General features: G+C 67.0%; 8 protein-coding genes. 6 read left to right on the top strand and 2 right to left on the bottom strand.

All coding sequences use genetic code 11. From position 1 onward, the window contains the following. Nucleotides 1–10: 10 nt before the first annotated feature. A complete protein-coding gene (gene mobF, locus ACWA15_RS09295) occupies nucleotides 11–3,556 on the bottom strand; it encodes a MobF family relaxase (RefSeq protein ID WP_464054776.1) in 3,546 nt (1,181 codons plus the stop codon). A 195-nt stretch (nucleotides 3,557–3,751) separates the two neighbouring features. On the opposite strand from mobF, the gene ACWA15_RS09300 reads away from it, so the two are divergent. Then, the gene (locus ACWA15_RS09300) at nucleotides 3,752–3,997 is read left to right on the top strand and encodes a hypothetical protein (protein ID WP_464054777.1); all 246 of its coding nucleotides are present in this window, start codon (nucleotides 3,752–3,754) and stop codon (nucleotides 3,995–3,997) included. A 1,027-nt stretch (nucleotides 3,998–5,024) separates the two neighbouring features. Next, nucleotides 5,025–8,366, top strand: coding sequence for a type ISP restriction/modification enzyme (locus ACWA15_RS09305; protein WP_464054778.1), 3,342 nt, complete (start codon nucleotides 5,025–5,027; stop codon nucleotides 8,364–8,366). 187 nt (nucleotides 8,367–8,553) lie between these two features. On the opposite strand, the gene ACWA15_RS09310 is transcribed toward ACWA15_RS09305, so the two are convergent. After that, entirely contained in the window at nucleotides 8,554–9,792 is a 1,239-nt protein-coding gene (locus tag ACWA15_RS09310; protein WP_464054779.1) for a tyrosine-type recombinase/integrase, read from the bottom strand. A gap of 396 nt (nucleotides 9,793–10,188) precedes the next feature. Here ACWA15_RS09310 and ACWA15_RS09315 point away from each other — a divergent pair, with 396 nt between their 5' ends. The 4 genes from ACWA15_RS09315 (at nucleotide 10,189) to ACWA15_RS09330 (ending at nucleotide 17,195) form a co-directional block, all read left to right on the top strand. Then, a complete protein-coding gene (locus ACWA15_RS09315) occupies nucleotides 10,189–10,632 on the top strand; it encodes a BTAD domain-containing putative transcriptional regulator (protein WP_464054780.1) in 444 nt (147 codons plus the stop codon). 409 nt (nucleotides 10,633–11,041) lie between these two features. Continuing rightward, nucleotides 11,042–11,797 carry a hypothetical protein gene (locus ACWA15_RS09320; RefSeq protein ID WP_464054781.1) on the top strand — a complete coding sequence of 252 codons (756 nt, stop codon included), beginning with the start codon at nucleotides 11,042–11,044 and terminating at the stop codon, nucleotides 11,795–11,797. Between the two features lie 20 nt (nucleotides 11,798–11,817). Next, nucleotides 11,818–12,513 (top strand): hypothetical protein, encoded by a 696-nt coding sequence (locus ACWA15_RS09325; protein ID WP_464054783.1) that lies wholly within the window; start codon nucleotides 11,818–11,820, stop codon nucleotides 12,511–12,513. Beyond that, nucleotides 12,510–17,195: a DUF6531 domain-containing protein gene (locus ACWA15_RS09330; protein WP_464054784.1), complete on the top strand. Its 4,686-nt coding sequence runs from the start codon at nucleotides 12,510–12,512 to the stop codon at nucleotides 17,193–17,195. Before ACWA15_RS09325 ends, ACWA15_RS09330 begins: the two co-directional genes overlap by 4 nt. The last annotated feature ends 22 nt before the right edge of the window (nucleotides 17,196–17,217 follow it).

Raw genomic sequence — 17,217 nt, forward strand, 5'->3', positions numbered from 1 at the left:
GCTCCTTCGTCTATATCTCGATGACCGGCGATGGTGCCGGTCGCGGTGCGTGGGTGGGGCCTTGGGTGTAGTCGATGCGGGCCGCGTGGGCTTCGATCTCAGCTCGCCAACCACCGTGAGCATCGGCGTCGTCTGGTTCGGGGCCGTGCGCGTGGGTCCATGAGGGGCGGGTGGCGATGGCGAGGTCGGCGAGGGTGACGACGCGGGTCCGGATCAGGCCTTCGAGCTCGTCGATGATCGGGTCGGCTGGGTCGGCCGGGTCGATCAGCCCGTCGACGGACGTCGGAGCGCTGTAGGGGTCTTCGGTGTGGGTGGCGAGCCATTCGGTGAGACGAGTGGCCAACCCGGCTGCAGCGTCGGGCGCCTGGATCCAGGTACCAACGGCCTCAGGTTCCGGCACAAGGACGGAGGCGATGACCGTGTCCATCGCGTAGCCGTGGGCGGTGCCGCGGTTGAGGGCCGTGTAGAGCGCGTCACGGTTCGGGGAAGCCATGATCGCGTCGACGACCCCGGGCTCGAGCTGTGTGGCGGCCAGGGTTCTGTCCCAGTGCCGGTGGCCGGCGTCGGTCAGGAGGGCTTGGCGGATGGGTTCGAGGTGGGTGAGGGACTCGGCGGCGTTGTGGTTGGCGGTGATGGTCTGGGTGGCGGAGAGCTCCGCGCCGCTGGTGGCCAGGATCTGCTCGAGGATCGCAGTGCCTGCGGCGGGGGATGGCGGGTTTGGGAGGTGGTCGCAGTCGGGGTCGACGCCGTCGGTGGCGACGTAGGCGTGGTTGGTCTCGCGTCCTCGAGTCATGGCGACGTAGAGGTTCTCCCGGGTCATGCCGGCGGCGGCCAGGACGTGGGCGTGGTCGGTGGTGATGCCTTGGGCGCGGTGGGTGGTGGTGGCGTAGCCGAGGTCGACGTGCTCGGCGACATAGGCGGCTGGCAGGCGAAGTGCCTGGCCGCCCTGGGTAGCCGTGGCACTGGGGTCGGTGACCGGGGTGACGGTGAGGGAGCCGTCGTCGTGGGTGGCGGTGACGGTCCAGAGGTCGCCGTTGCGGACGTGTCGTCCGGTGAAGCGAAGGCGCCGGTCGTTGGCGCGGGTGAGGATCCGGTCGCCGCGGGCGATGACGGTCCCGGTGGTGGTGGTGATGCCGTCGGGGGCGACGGTGCCGTCGGTGACGAGGTCGTTGTGGGCGCGGTGGTTGAGGGCGGTGACGGTGTGGGAGTCGGGGGCGATGAGGATCGCCGACCGCCCTTCGGCGGTGTCGTGGGCCCAGGCGGTGTAGGCCTCTTCGAGCATGACTTCGGGTGGGCCGGCACTGATCCGGTCGTGGTCGGTGTAGGTGTCGATGACGGTCGCCTGGCCGGTACGCAGCTGGAGGGTCGCGGCCGCTTCCCAGGGGTGGGTGAACCGCCACAGGGACGACAGCGTGGCGGGGTGGGTGCGGTCGGCGATGAGGTTGAACGCACCCCCGGCGTCGATCGCGCACAGCTGGGCGTGGTCGCCCACCAGCAGCACCTTCGCACCGGCCGCGGCCGCTTGAATAGTGATGGCGTCGAGCGTGAGCGTCCCGGCCAGCGACGCTTCGTCGATGATGAGCAGCTCACCGCGGCGCAGCGCCCACCGGGCGGCCTCGGCCTGCAGGCTGGCGGCGGCAGTGTCGATGGTGGCCTGACGGATCCGGTCCCCGGCCGCAGCCGTGCGCTTGGCCCCGAGCGTCTCGAGCAGGGCAGCCCTCCTGGCGGCACCGCCTCCGGTGGTCTCATAGAGCCATTTCGCGGTGTTCTCACACGCGATGCCCAGCGCCTTGGACAGTTCGCCGGCGGCGGCTGCGGAGGGGGCGAGGCCGCGGACGGATCCACGTCCGTAGTCGCGTTCCCAGGCGGTCTTGATCGCGGCCAGCGTCGTGGTCTTCCCCGTCCCCGCCGGCCCGACGAGCGCTTCCAAGCGCCGGCCGGACGTGGTCACCGTGATGGTCGCGGCCACCTGATCAGCGGTCAAGCGCACCGGCACACCGCCAGCGCGGGTCACCGGCAGCTCTGTGGCCAAGGTCGCAGCGGCGGGGGTGACCTTGGGGGCGGAGGTGTCGGTGGTGGCGTTCAGGAGGCGGTGTTCGGCGGCGAGGATGCGTTCGTCGGTGAACTTGGCCTCCCCGGGGCGGTCGAACAGGCTCGTGCCGTCGGGGCGCTGATAGTCCGGTGGCACGGTGAACAGCTGAGGCGCTTCCAGGTTCACGCATCGGGCCAACGCCTGGTCGCTGACCCGGTCCAAGACCTTCCGTCGCTCAACAGGGGTGGCCATGCGTAGGCCGCGGGTGAGGCGGGCGGCCTCGGCGAGCAGGTTCCACCTCGTCCACGTCGACCTCCGAGCCATCACCTCACCAATCACCTGATCCGCGAGGTGGGCGACGACGTCGGGCCCCACCATCGCCGCCGTCACCGGACGCGTCTGGGACCGGGCGAGAGCGGCGGCGGTGAGCTGCTCGGGGGTGCGGCCGGTGCAACGGGTGGCACGGGTGCGCCAGCGGGCGAACAGCTCGGCGATGGGGTGGACGTGTTTGGCGGGGCGGGTGGCGCGGGTGACCTGCTGGCGCAGCCTCGTGATCTCCACCGGGTTGGGTGCGCGGCCGTGGGAGGCGTGGAACTCGGCCAGGGTCGCGGTCATGGCTTCGTCGATCTGGGTGGTGCGGGTAGAGAACTCCCGCATCAAGGCATCGTCGACGCCATCGAGCTCGAATCCGGGGGAGCGGCGCGGTCCCAGGTCGCGCCAGCTCCAGGTGACAGGGGCAGCGGCGCTGAGGTGGTCGGCGAGGTGGTCGTCGTAGATCTCCGACAACGCCACCACCGCATGATGCAAAGCCCGCGAATCCAGGGACCGCCACCGGCCATCCAATGCCTGGACCTTGTTCGCGATGACGACGTGGGTGTGCAGGTTGGGGTCACCGGCGCGGGAATCCCAGTGGTCGAACGCGGTGGCGAGCATCCCGCGGACGGGGACCTGCATGCACCCGCGCGCACCAGTCCGGGTGAACAGGGCGGTCTCTTCGGCGAAGTCGAGCGTGTCCCGAACGGCGGCCCGGTGAGCATCCAAGATCGCCTGCTGTGTACCCGGGTCAGCCACCGCCCACAGGGTGGAGACGGACTTGGTCGGGGTGAACGTCAGGTCGAACCCCGCCACCGCCGTCGGGCGGTTGCGGGCAAGTTCCACCCGGGTGATCGTCGCGACCGCAGCCTCCCGCTCAGCTGCGCCCAGCTCTGCGGGAAGGCTCGCGGCTTGGGCGGCGATGCGCTCGGCGGGTGGGGCGTAGACGTAGTACGCCATGCCGAGGGGCTGACCGGTGAGGGGGTGGCGCCCGGCGCCGAACAGGTTCGCCATCGTCGCCTCGGTCACCAGAGCATCTGAGGATAGGTCCACTCCGAGAAGTCCTTTCCCGAGCCAGCGCCCGGGCGGATTGCCGGACTCGGTGTAGTAGTCCGTCAACGGCGCGACGCCGGCACGGTCGCAGTCCCCGGCCGCTGTGTGCTTGAGCAGGTACTGGTAACCAGCGCCGGAGGACAGGCGGTGCAGGGTCATCACCATGGCAACCCGCCGGGTAGGGGAGACGAGACCGCAAGTTCATCGAGCGTTGGCGCGATCTGGGAGGTCTCGGTGACGTGGGCAGTGCTCATGCCTGGAGGTATGCCGATGGGCACGGGACACCGGGGAGCGGCCCGGTTCCGGAGGGCACGTGGGCTCGGGTTGTCAGTTGCTCGTGCCAGTGTGGACGGCATGGAGCGACCCCTGACGCCCGACTATTCGATGCTCGTCGTCAACTGCGGTGAGTTCAGCCACCAGAAGGGCCTCGATCCACCTCGCCCGGTGCTGGTCACGACACGCACCTATGGCGGAACCATCGAATCTCTCGTGCTCGAGGCGGTCAGTACCGTGCGCGGCTACGTCTGTGTCCGCCAGAGCGCGACGGGATGGCCTGCGTGGCTCGCCTGGGTCCCAGCCGGTGACGTCCAGCCGCTGTGACCATGAACGACCGCGAGACACGTTCGATGGGCTGGTTCCGGCCGACGACTAGGTCCGGCGAATCGGGTCGGGGTTTGGTGTCTGGCGCGCCACAGCGGTCATGACGCTCCGGCGGGAAGGTGAGATGCCAGACGTGTCATGGATTCTTGAACGCCTTACCCCGCTCCCTGCGCGTCCTGCAGGGACTCCCTGCAGTCTTGTTTACCTCGATCGGGGAATGGGCCTTGGGCTTGAGCGTCGATCGGCCCGGTTGGAGCCGCGTCTGAGCTCCGCGCAGAGGTAGAACTTGCCCTCATCGGTGGTGTGCTCGGTGGTGTTGGTCAGCCACAACTTGTTCGGGGTACTGGCTATGAAGTCATGTTCAACCAGGAGGTCATGCGCCTGTGGACACGGTTTCTTCCACGTCTTACGACTGCGTCCTCCAGCCGTTGGCTGAGGAAGTCGCCCAGATGTTCCGGTCAGCCGCCTGACCCCGATCTGACCCGTCTCGTCGGCCGGGAGCCGGTGACAGAACTCCGGGTCGTTGCCTTGGGGTCGAAGAGCGAACTGGCCAGGTATGCGTGACGCAGTGCCAGAGCGGTGACGGGGGGCATCGCTCGGGAGTATGGCTACCTTGCGAGTTGGAGAACCCGACACCTCAACGCCATGGGGAACCCGCCAACGGCGACCTCTTTCACGAGCGGGTGGCTCATTTCTCCGGAGGACCCGACTGGGCGAAGTGGCCGCAGCTCGGCGCAGCACCTCGTTCTCCTGCTCAAACAACCGGTTGCGCTTCTCCGGCGCGGAACTCGCTGACGAGACCTCACCGCTACAACGTATCGAAGCGCAGCAAGAGGGCTCCAACGAAGCGCATAGAAGCCGACCGGGCGGATCTCGATTCACCCTGCGGCCTGACCAAAGACGCACCAAGGCCTTGGCTGGGCCATCTCGCTAGAGCGGAGCGGCGAAGCAGACGCGAACGACATCGTGTGCCACGACACGAGTCTCAGGCCACTCCACTATAGAAGTCCGAGACTAGGATGCTGGGATGACAGCACCCATTTGGCGCGCCGCTGCAGTACAGGCATTCGGCATCCATTGCAAGACGAAGTTAGCCGGGCCAGGCGAACGAGAGGCGGCGATCCGTGCTCCGCTCGAGGCGCTCCTCACCGCTGCCGGCACAGCGCTGGGCGTCTCTGCGGTCTTCCACGACGAAGTGCGTGAGACAAGTCGGCGCGTGCGCCCCGACTATGGCGTCAGCGTTGGCGGTGCGATCGTCGGGTACATCGAGGTGAAAGCACCTGGGCGCGGTATAGACCCTAAGGGGTTTACCGGGCATGACGAGGTTCAGTGGGAGCGTCAGCGTGACCTACCCAACCTTGTATACACGAACGGCACTGACTGGCGCCTATACCGTGATGGAGATCTTGTCGGTGAGCCGGTGCGCTTCACTGGGGGCGATTTAGCCTCGGCTGGCGCCAAGTTATGCGCCCCCGAAGAGTTTGAAGGGCTCCTGACAAACTTCTTACAGTGGAAACCGGCGCCTATTACGTCGGTGTCGGCCTTGGTGCGGGCGATTGCGCCGCTAACGCGATTGCTTCGAGGCGAAGTCCTAGACCAACTCGCGTTAGAAAAAGTGGCGTTGGCTGTCTCCGAAGCTGCTGGTCGCGACCCAGATATTCAGCCGTTCAGTGGTCTCGCTGAAGACTGGCGAGCTATCCTCTTCCCGACCGCTGATGACCAGACGTTTGCAGACGGCTATGCCCAAGCGGTGACGTTTGCGCTGCTCCTTGCTCGGACCGAGGGAATTGATATTACTGGTCGGTCGCTAAATTCTGTTGGAGCGGCTTTGGGCGCGGAGCACTCTTTGATGGGCAAAGCGCTGCAACTATTGACGGCAGACGTGGCCGCTGACTTCAAGGTCGGCCTGGATCTACTCGTTCGAGTTGTCAGTGCTGTCGAATGGTCCCGCGTGCGCGACGGCCGCTCTGACACTTACTTGCATCTCTATGAGCACTTCCTTGAACTCTACGACAATGACCTGCGTAAAGCCTCTGGTTCGTACTACACGCCTCGCCAGGTAGTCGAAGAGATGGTGCGCCTGACTGAAGAGGCGTTGGAAACGAAACTCGACAAGCCGTTGGGATTCCGTGATCCGGACGTGTTCACGGTGGACCCCGCGATGGGCACTGGAACCTATCTGCATACGATCCTCCATCGCGTAGCCGAGCGAGCGCGCCACGAGAACGGCGACGGCGCTGAAGGTGGGGAAGTCACACAGGCCGCAGAGCGCTTGGCAGGATTCGAACTCCAGATGGGCCCATATGCCGTCGCCGAACTTCGCACCTCCGACCTCCTGAAATCCTACGGCGCAACCGCACCGCCTGGAGGGATGCGTCTGTACGTTACAGACACCCTTGACGACCCTCACGCAGCAGAAGCTCAACTTGGCTCCGGGTTGCAAGTCATCGCCCAGTCGCGACGCAGAGCCAACAAGATCAAAGCAAGGAAAAATGTAACTGTCGTCATTGGCAACCCCCCATACCGTGAACACGCAGACGCAATTGGCGGATGGGTGACGGCAGGCAGCGGTGCCAATGGTGCAAACTCACGTGGAATTCTCGATGACTTCTTTGATCCGGAAGTGGGTCGCCACCTGCATAATTTGCACAATCTCTACGTGTACTTCTGGCGTTGGGCAACATGGAAGACATGGGAGTCCACCAAAAACGCCGCAGGCGATGGTGACGCAGGAATCGTGTGCTTCATTACCCCGTCGGGGTACCTGGCCGGCCCTGGGTTTACTGGCATGCGTGAGTATATGCGTCAATACGCCAGCGAAGGTTGGATCATCGACCTGACGCCCGAAGGGCAAACGCCCGACGTCCCGACACGCATTTTCCCCGGCGTACGACAGCCGCTGGCGATCGGTTTGTTCATTCGTAAAACTGGCACCTCTCGTGACGTTCCAGCAACGATCCACTACCGAGCTCTCCATGGGCGTCAGGCTGATAAGTTCATAGGATTGGCCGGGCTGCGCTTGTCTGGGAACGACTGGCAAGACACGCGGACCGACTGGAAGGCATCCTTCACCCCAGCTCCCACCGGAGCGTGGGACACGTTCCCTGCGATGGATGACATTTTCCCCTGGGCTTCGCCTGGCGTGACAGGTAACCGACGATGGCCTTTTGCACCATCCAGCGGGATCCTGGAGAAGAGATGGGATGTTCTGCAGGGTGAACAAGACCCTGTAGCGCGAACCGAACTATTCAAGGAGACGCGTGACCGGACCCTCGCGAAGCTTCCTACACCTCTGCCTGGCGTGACCTGCCCTGCAAGAAAACCACTGGCGAACGACCGAGCAGCGATGGTGCCCCCAGAACGGATTGGGTACCGCTCGTTCGATCGGCAATGGGTGCTTCCCGATAGTCGAGTTCTCGACATGCCGCGCCCTACATTGTGGGCCGCGCGGAACGTCCCGGGTCAAGTATTTGTCATTGAAATGCATGCACGTAAGCCGATGAAAGGCCCCGGAATCGTATTCAGTGCTTTAGTGCCCGACCTACATTATTTCAAGGGGTCTGAGGGCGGGCGCACGCTTCCCCTCTATCACGCTGATAAAAGCGCGAACGTGACTCCTGGCCTTGCGGAGGCTCTTACTGGAGTCTTTGGCCGACCGGTGACAGAGGGGGACTTGCTCGCTTACGTGGCGGGCGTCGTTGCGCATCCCGCGTATATCGAGACGTTTGCTGCTGACCTTTCCACGCCTGGTATTCGTGTCCCAGTAACAAGTAGTGCCCAACTTTTCGATGAGGCGGTCATGCTCGGCGAAAACGTGTTGTGGGCCCAAACGTACGGGGCTGTCTATGCCAGTGGGAACCGACTCGCAAACAATATCCGGTACCCGTCTGGCCACCCAGCGCAACCCCTGGCGCGTACAGCAATTACGTCGATGCCAGACGGGGTCAGGTACGATGCTGGTCGCGGAGTTGTGATTTTGGGTACGGGCGAATTTGGTCCGGTGAGCCAGGCCGCATGGGACTACACCGTTGGTGGCAAAAATGTCATCAGCTCGTGGGTCAATTACCGCAAGAGCGCACCGGGCGGTAAAAAGACTTCACCTCTCGACAACGTCCATGTGGAGGCTTGGGATCATGGTTGGACGGTGGAGTTCATTGATCTCCTCACCGTATTGACACGCCTTAGCGAACTGGAAGACGACCAAACTGCTCTCCTGGCTCGTATTGTCGGCGGTCCTCTTCTATCCAAGGCAAACCTCTCGAAGAATGACGTGCTTTGGCCCGAAACCCCAGGTGATCGCAAGCCAAGGCGCGCTTTAAATGTGGCTGTTGATGTAGATGGTATGCAGGGGGCATTGGACTTGGTGTGATGTGATCACTCCTGGCGACTGGCGGATTCAAATCGCTCCTACACTCTGGATTGCGATGAGCTTAGGTGGCTCATCGCAATCGAGGGTGTAGCGCGGGTTGAGTCTGGTGGGCGCATCGCTTGTCGGTAGGGCGAGGTCGACTCGTGATCGAAGTCTCAGTTCCTGGCTGGGAGTCCTTCCAGGGCGCTCAGGTCACGAGGTAGGTCTGGGTAGGCAGGTCGCCGTCTGGCTGCGCGCGAGCCTGGTGCGTTTCCGTTGAAGATCCCAGAAGCCTCTCAATTGCTCCAAGGTGGCGGTCTCTCGTGATGGCTACCGGGTGCCTGTAGATCTCAGCGGTGACGATAATCGATCGGTGCCCGAGTGTGTCGGCGATGTCTTCAATCCGCATACCAGCTGCGGACATGAGGCTCGCCGCTGCGTGGCGCAGAAGATGGGGGTGGAAGTGCCCAAGCCCTGCGCGGGTGGCGACGGCCTGAACGCCTCGACGTACGTTCGACGGATTGAGGGGCGTCCCAACCTCCGTGGTAAACACGAGATCGAGTGAGTTCTTCCATTCCTCGCGATTCTTGTACCGCTCGAGGGCCTGGAGTTCGATCTGGCGCTCCAGCGCCGTGACGCAGGCCGGCGGCAGGGCGATGGTCCGGTTGCTGGTCGGCGTTTTCACTGGGCCGAGGACCATCTGCTCGGCGATGCGCTGCAGGCTGTGCGTGATGTGAACGACTGGGGGAGTGGAGTCGAGGTCGATGGCGCCCCACGTGAGTCCCGCTGCTTCGCCGGGGCGTAGCCCGAGGTAGAGGGAGAGCGTAATCAACGGTCCGAGCCGGTGGGAGTTCGCCGCCTGCAGGAGGCGGCGGGCTTCGTCGGGGGTGATGCCGCTTCTGGTCTTGGTCTTGCCAGCTGGGGCTTCGACGACGTTGGCGACGTTGCGTGTGACGAGGTCGCGTCGTTCGGCGAAGCGGAGGACTCGGCGCATGAGGGTGAGGGCCAGTCGGGTGGTGCTCGCGGACAGGTCCTTCTCGACCATGCGGTCGAGTACTGCTTCGATGTCGCGGTGGCGGAGGTCTTCGAGCCGCTTCTTTCCTAGGAGGGGTGCTACATGGCCGTGAAGTTGCCGAGCGTAGTTGACCCGCGTGTTCTCAGAGAGTGAGTGTGGCAACCCGCGCTTGAGCCAGAGCTCGACGAGTTCATTGAACGTCATCGACCGTTGATCAAGGTCTTGGCCAAGTGCGACGGCCTGCAGGGCGTCGGCGAGCTTTTGCTTGACCTCCGTCCGGGTCCTGCCCGAAAGCTTTGCTCGGCGACGTGTCCCGTTGGCGGTGAGGCCGGCATCGTACTGGGCCCTCCATCGCCGACGTGGAGCGTCGTAGTAGATGCCACCTTCGCCGCGCTCGCGCCGTTCTCGTGCCATGTCGACCAGCTCCTCCACGAGCCATCAGACGCCCCTGTTTTGTGGAGCCTAACTGGGGGCCTAAGTCCCCGGGAAGGGGGTGGATCGAGGTAGCCATGAGTAGACGCTGGTGGACAAAACGTAGGCGCTGACCTGCGATGACGTGCGTGGGAACTCGCAGAGACTCGCGCCACCTTGGTCCCTGGGGGTCAAGGGGTCGCAGGTTCAAATCCTGTCATCCCGACCAGCGTTTACGCAGGTCGGAGGCCATCACCGCGAGAGCGGTGGTGGCCTTTTTTCCGTTTCGTTCCCGGTAGGACCCACTTGGGGACCCAAGGACTTCCGTAGGCGAGCGTGGACACGATTTGACGACGTTGTCGTCGGGGTGTCTGAACTGACGTCGGGGACGACGGTTCGTACCGCCTGGGCGACGATGTGACCTGCGACTGGACCGACTTCCAGGACTACGCCCGTCGCGGCCTTGCCGCAGGTGCGGATGGATCAACCGACCTTGCTGCGGCACTTCGCCTCGTACGAGACCGCCCGTTCCTTGGAATCGGGGGGACGGTGTTCATCTGGGCCGAGACCGAGATCCAGACCATGATCGGACTCATCGCCTACACCGCCCACCTCCTTACCGGAGTCCAACTTCGCAGAGGTCAGAACCGGGCCGCGGTCGAGACCGCCATGATCGGGATCCGCGCCGAACCCTGCTCAGAGACTCTGCACCGAGATGCCGTCCAAGCGCTCCTCGCCGACGGAGACAGCGCTCGAGCAGGGGAACTAGCCGACGCGCTGTACGAACGCCTTCACCAACTCGACCCTGAATGCACGCGGCAGGAGATCGATGAGAACCTGCGGTTCGATCGAGTGCGCTGACAGCGGCGCGCATCGGTTGGCGACCGGCGGGTATGAGGGGCCGTGTGGGTGAAGTTCGGGCCATGCGCAGCGGACCGACATTGCCCTGGTGGTCCGGCGGGGTCGCCACGGCGCGGCGGGCCGGAGGCGCCTTGAGCATCGCCACCTGGGGTGTGCGTGACGAGGTGAGCAGGCGCCTATCGGTGCAGGTCAGAGCCGGGTTCTGGGTCCGGGGCATCGGCTCGGACCGCGGCCGCGTAGCAGGCCTGCCCTGTTGTGGCCGTCTTCGGTGGAGTTGTCGCTCAGTGATCCCGTGGAGCACCGGGCAGGTCCTGCGGGGTGAGAAGACCGTTGCTGGAGAAATGGGTCGTTGTGCTAGTTTGCGGGCGTTGCCGTGAGTTCGTCGCGGTCAAGAAGCAGGGGGCTTCTCGTGGTCGCGGTTGCACGTTGGCGTGTTGGTGCTGGTCTTGTCGTCTTGGTGATGGGGCTGGTGGGTGTGGTCGTGTCCTGGCCGGCGCAGGCCGCAGGGGTCGAGGGGCCGGCGGGCGAGGTGGCTCGGGTGATGGCCTCGATGGAGGTGTCGGCGAGGACGTTCACCGCCGGTGCGGTGGATCCGAGTGTGCCTTTCGTGGGCACGGGTCTCGTTGATCGCCGCGGGTGGGGGGACGTGGACGGTGATGGCGTCGCCGATGTGGTCGAGGACGCGATCTGCGGGAGTGTGAGCTGCGCGCAGCCGTGGGATGACGTCGATGGGGACGGCATCGCCGACTGGGTCGAGGTGCTGGCCTGCGGGGACGCCACGTGCGCCCGCGGTAATCAGGACACTGACCGGGATGGGATCCCGGACTTCGTCGGCTGGGTGCTGTGCGGTGAGGCGGGCTGCCCGGCGCAGACGCTGGCCGGTGATGTGGATGGCGACGGGGTCGCGAACTGGATCGAGGCGGTGATCCTGGGCGATGCGGTCGCAGCGACCGGGACGGAAGACTTCAACGCCAACGGGGTCCCGGACGCCGTGGAGCTGGCGCGGTGCCTGGAGAAGCCGGTGAGGGACCAGCAGCTGGCGTCCACGGGCGCGAGCGTGGGGCTGTGGCTGTTCGCCGCGGTGGCCCTGGTCGGTCTGGGTGTCACAACACAGGGTGCGGTTCGTGCCCGGATGGATTCACGCGCAGGGGGAGCAGCACTGTGATCGTCAGGACCGCACGAGGCATGCGTTGGGTGGGGCCGTCTCGCGCGGTCGTGGCGGGGGTGCTGGCCGCGGCGGTGGTGGTCACCGGGTTCGGTGTTCCCGTCCCCGTGCAGGCCGCGGAACTGAGCGCGACGCCTGCGGTCACCAGCGCGGCAGCGTGGGCGCAGTCCCAGGCCCAGGTGGCCACCACGATCCCGGCGCCGACCCCGACCGCCACGCCTGACGCGCCCGCTGCGGCATCGGATCAGGTCGCGACGGGTGAGATCGCCCCCGGGCAGGAGAGCGTGGTGGTCTCCCCGGAGATCACCGTGACGTTCTCCGGCGCGCAGATCCAGGACACTCTCGACGTCACGGTCGACCGCCTCCCGGCCGGCGCGGCCGAGGAGGCCGCACTCGTGATGGGCGGCGTCGCGATCGGGTCGGTCTTCGACGTGGACGCCGCCGCAGCCGACGGGACCGACGTCACCGTGTTCCCCGGCACCGGCACCGTCACCGCGCCCGACGCCGCAGGCTCAGACAGCGCCACCGCGGCAAGCGGAGGGACCGGCAGCCAGGTCCTGGGCGGACCGGACTCGACCTCGACGCTCCTGGCGCGCAGCGCCGCCCCGGCGGCCAGCACCGACTGGCCGGCCCCCGGGAGGGCATCGACGGCGCCCCGATCGGGACGACGCCGGCCGCCGACGGCTCAGGCTGGGACACGATCCCGGCCACAGTGACCCCGCTGGTGGAGGAGGCCATCACCCCGGGCGTCGTGGTGGAGATCACGGTGCCCGCCGGCGACCTGGCGGGAGTGGATGCAGGCTCGGTGCGGGTGGCCACACGCGAAGACGCCAGCGCGGCCTGGACCTTGCTGCCGTCCTACCTGGACGCCGGGCGCGGGGTGGTCGTGGCGCACGTGGACCACCTGTCCCAGTTCGTGGTCATCGGCGACAGGGACGTCGCGGCGACCGGTCCCCGGATCGTGCTCGACCCCGACAACGACATCGCCCACACCACCGGGCCGGGCGGGCCGGCCACCGAGCTGGCGTACAACGTCGCGCTGGCGAACCAGGTCGCGGCGAAGCTGACCCAGCAGTGCCTGGCCGACGTGGTCGTCACCCGCACCGATACGTCCGCGCCGATGGTGGATCAGAGCGTGCGCGCGGGAATGGCGCTGGCGCACGACCCGGTGCTGACCACGACGTTGGCCTTCGACGCTGCGCTGGGGAAACCGTGGGGGAACGTCGGCAACGGCGGGTCGAAGATCTACTCGCGCGGGGGGCCTGCGGACGTGGGCCTGGCCGGTGCCACGTTGGACACCCTCCCGGTGTACACGGGGCGCCCGGCGAACCCGACCTCGCGCGCGAACCTGCCCTATGACGACTTCGCGGGAGTGCCGGGTGCGTTGATGCACCTGGAGACCTTGTACATCGACCACAACTTCGACCGTCCCGTCATCGACGCCGGGTTCACCTCGGTCGTGGACGGTGTGTTCGTCTCGATGGGACGCTACCTGGAGACCCAGGGGTTCGACTGCACCAACCCTGACCGCGGGGGCGGGTGGCCCGCGCCTCCCACGTCCGCGCAGATGTCGGCGTGGATGCAGTTGGGCTTCAAGAACTACGCCGCCTACGGCGCGGACCCGGTGAACTTCGCAACCGGGAACCTGGTCACCCTGCTCGACCTGTTCACCACCTCGGGGCCGGGCGGTCAGTCCTCCCAGACCGCGCTGGTGCACAACGGCCAGGACGATCGGGTGTCCCGGTTCGGGCGCGGGTGGACCAGCACATGGTCGGCGCGGGCGCAACGCTTCGACGACGGCTCGGTCATGGTGGTCCGCGGCGACGGCGCGTCCTACACCTTCACCCCCGACGGGGTGGGCGGTTTCGCGGCCGACGCCAACAACGGCGCCCGCCTGCACGACGCCGGAGGGGGGCGCCTGGAGCTGGCCATCGACGACGGCGAGGTGTGGGTGTTCGACGCCTCCCACCCCGAAGGAGTCGGCGACCTCGTCGAGATCCGCGCCGCCGATGGCGCGGTCACCACCTTGACGTACGCGCCGTTGACCGGGGATCCGCTGTTCCGCGCCCTGACGCAGGTGACCCTCCCGGGCAACCAGGTGATCACCGTGGTGACCAACGCTCAAGGCCTGGTCACCGGGTTGAGCACCCCGGATTCGCGCAGCTGGACTCTCGCCTATGACGGCGCGTGGAACCTGACGACCGTCACCGGCCCGGACGGGCGCACCCGGTCCTTCGGCTACGACGGCGAGGGCAAGATCCTCACCGGCGTGGACGAGTCGGGCGTGACGTATCAGGTCAACACCTACGACGCCCAGGGCCGGGTGAGTGCCCAGTCCGACGCCCAGGGCAACGTCCGCACGCTGGCGTACACACCGGGGTCCACGGTCTACACCGACGCTGAAGGGTCGGCATGGACGTATGGGGTGGACGGGCGGTCGCGGATCACCAGCTCCACCGACCCCCTCGGTGCGACCACGACGTTCACGTTCGGTGCCCTGGACGCGGTGACGGCGGTGACCGATCCGGACAGGGCCACCACCGCTCTGGTCCTGGACGCGGCCGGTCGCCCGGTGGAGGTCACCGGCCCCGATGGCGCCGTGACGGTGATGACGTACGACCCAGTCGGGCGCCTCGTCCAGGTCCGCGAGCCCGCACCCGGAGGTGCGGTGACCACGACGGTGGAACGCGACAGCGCAGGGCGCGTCGTCGCGACCCAGGTCGGGGCCCAGGCGAAGTCGACCTTCGCCTACGACCCGAGCGGGAACCTCACCTCAGCGACCGACCCGGCCGGTGCGGTGACCACGTTCACCTGGGACTCCCGCGGGAACCTGCTGACCGAGACCGACCCGTTGGACCGGCTCACCACGCATGCCTACGACGCGGGTAACCGCCTGGCGTCCACGCTCACCCCGGCGGGTGCGAAGACGACCTTCGCCTACGATGCGGCCGGACGCCTGATCACCCAGACGGCCCCGGACGGCGGGGTGACGGCCTACGGGTACAACGCCCTGGACCTGACCACAACCGTCACCGACCCCCTGGGCGGGGTGACGACGATGGAGTGGGACAGCCTCGCGCATCTGATCAGCGTCACCGACGCCGAAGGCGCCACCGAGCACCTGACGTACAACCGCGAAGACGCCCTGACGTCCCAGACCGACCCGCTGGGGGCGGTCACCGCGTACACCTTGGACGCCGCGCACCGGGCCGTGGGAGTCACAGACCCCCTCGGGGGACAGTGGAGCACCACCTTGGACCCGGTGGGGCGGGTGCTCGACCAGGCCGACCCCGCCGGTGGGTTCACCACCTACACCTATGACGACGCCGGGCGCGTGGTCACGGCCATCGACGCCGACGGCGTGTCCACCCAGTACTCCTACGACGGCGCCGGGAACGTCACCGGTGTCAGGGACGGGCAGGGCAACGCGACCGCCCTCGTCTATGACGAGCTGTCCCAGCTGATCTCCTCCACCGACGCGGCCGGCGCCACCACGGTGTTCACGTGGGACGGGGCCGGGCGTTTGATCGGTGCGACCGACGCTGCCGGGAACACCACCGCCTACACCTACGACCGTGCCGGCCAGCTGCTGCAGACCCTGGACCCCTCGGGCGCGGCGACGACGTACTCCTACAACGAGGACGGGTACGTCGTCGCTGCCAGCGACGCCGACGCCGTGCGCACCGACCTGGTCGTGGACTGGGCCGGGCGGACCACCCGTGAGACCGATACCCGCGGGGCCGCGTGGACGACCAGCTATGACCTGGCGGGCCGGGTAGTCACCGAGACCAACCCGCTCGGGCAGGTCGCCGCGGTCACCTACGACGGTGTCTCCAACCCGGTCACCGTCACCAACGCCCTGGGTGAGACGACGACGTACACCTGGGATGGCGCAGGACGCCAGGTCGCCACCGGGGCCCCGTCCGGGACGGTGACCAGCTACGGCTACGACCCGGCGGGCCAGCTCGTCGAGGTCGTCGCCAACGCCGTTGGCGGCGCCGCGCCGTCCCCGGACACCAACGTGGTCACCACGTACTCCTATTCACCCACCGGGGATCTCATCAAGACGATCGACCCCCTCGAGCAGGTCACCGCGGCGGCCTTCACCCCGGGTGGGCGTCTGGTCTCGGCCACGAACGCCTTGGGAGCGGTGGAGTCCTACACCTACAACGAGACCGGCCAGCTGTCCGGCACGGTGGACCCCGACGGGCGCACCACGGCGGTGGAGTACACCCCGACCGGGCAACTGTCCCGGCGCACCTACACCGCGCCCGGTGTGCCCGAGCGGGTCGAAGACTTCGCCTACGACGGCGTCGGGAACCTCATCTCCACGATCGACCCTTCGGGTGAGACGGGATGGACCTACGACGCGGTGGGTCAGGTGACCGGTGAACGCACCCGTGCGGGCACGATCACCACCGGGTACACCGCAGCAGGGCGGATCGCGGCCAAGACCCTCGCCGACGGGACCAAGTCCACCTACGCCTACGACGAGGCCGGGTACCCGGCCTCGACCACGACGGCGCTGGGCGTGGAGAGCTACGTCCTGGACCCTGCCGCCCAGCTGGCGTCGATCACCCGCGCCACCACCGGCGCCGCGGACGTCATCACGACCTATGAACGCGACGGGCTCGGGCGCCCGACGGCGATCACCCACACCACCGCACCCGACTTTCCGTTCGCTGCAGCGTCGCCCAGCACCAGCCTGACCGGTGACACGGCCGTCTCGTGCCTGCCGGCCGCGGACTACCTCGCCGGGCGGACTCTACCCGGGACCGGGCAGGGTACTGGGATCGACGCCATCGCGTTGACGTACGCCTACACACCCGGCGGCCAGGTCGCCACCAGCACCCGCACCGACACCGGAAGCGCGGGGACGGTCTTCTCCCAGGCGCTGACCGCGACGTACGACGGGCTGGGCCGGTTGACCGCCACCAATACCGCCGTCGGGCAGCTGACCCCCACCCAGGCCACCGCGCGCTCGGCCGGACCGGCGGCCCTGCCCGGGGCGCAGGGATGCGCGCTGATCGCCGGGACCGGGTACACCGCACCAGGCCTGGAGACCACAACCACCACGACCGAGGAGTCCTACACCTGGGACGCGGCCGGGAACCGCGTCGCCACCACCACCGCCACCGGCGGGGTGACCACAAGCATCGCGGCGACGTTCAGCGCCGCCAACCAGATCACCGCGGCGACCACCACCACCGGCCAGACACCTGTGGCCGAGACGGCCTACACCTACGACCAGGCCGGCAACCGCACCACCGAAAACACCCTCGACCTCACCACCCCCGGGGCGCAGCCCGCCACCACGACCACCAGCTACGACAGCGCCGGGGCGCCGCTGACGATCGACGCACCCGAGATAGACGTCACGGGACTGCTGCACGAATAGGTGACACCCCACTTGTGGTGCC

This window comes from Sanguibacter sp. TS_SC_8, from assembly GCF_055361235.1.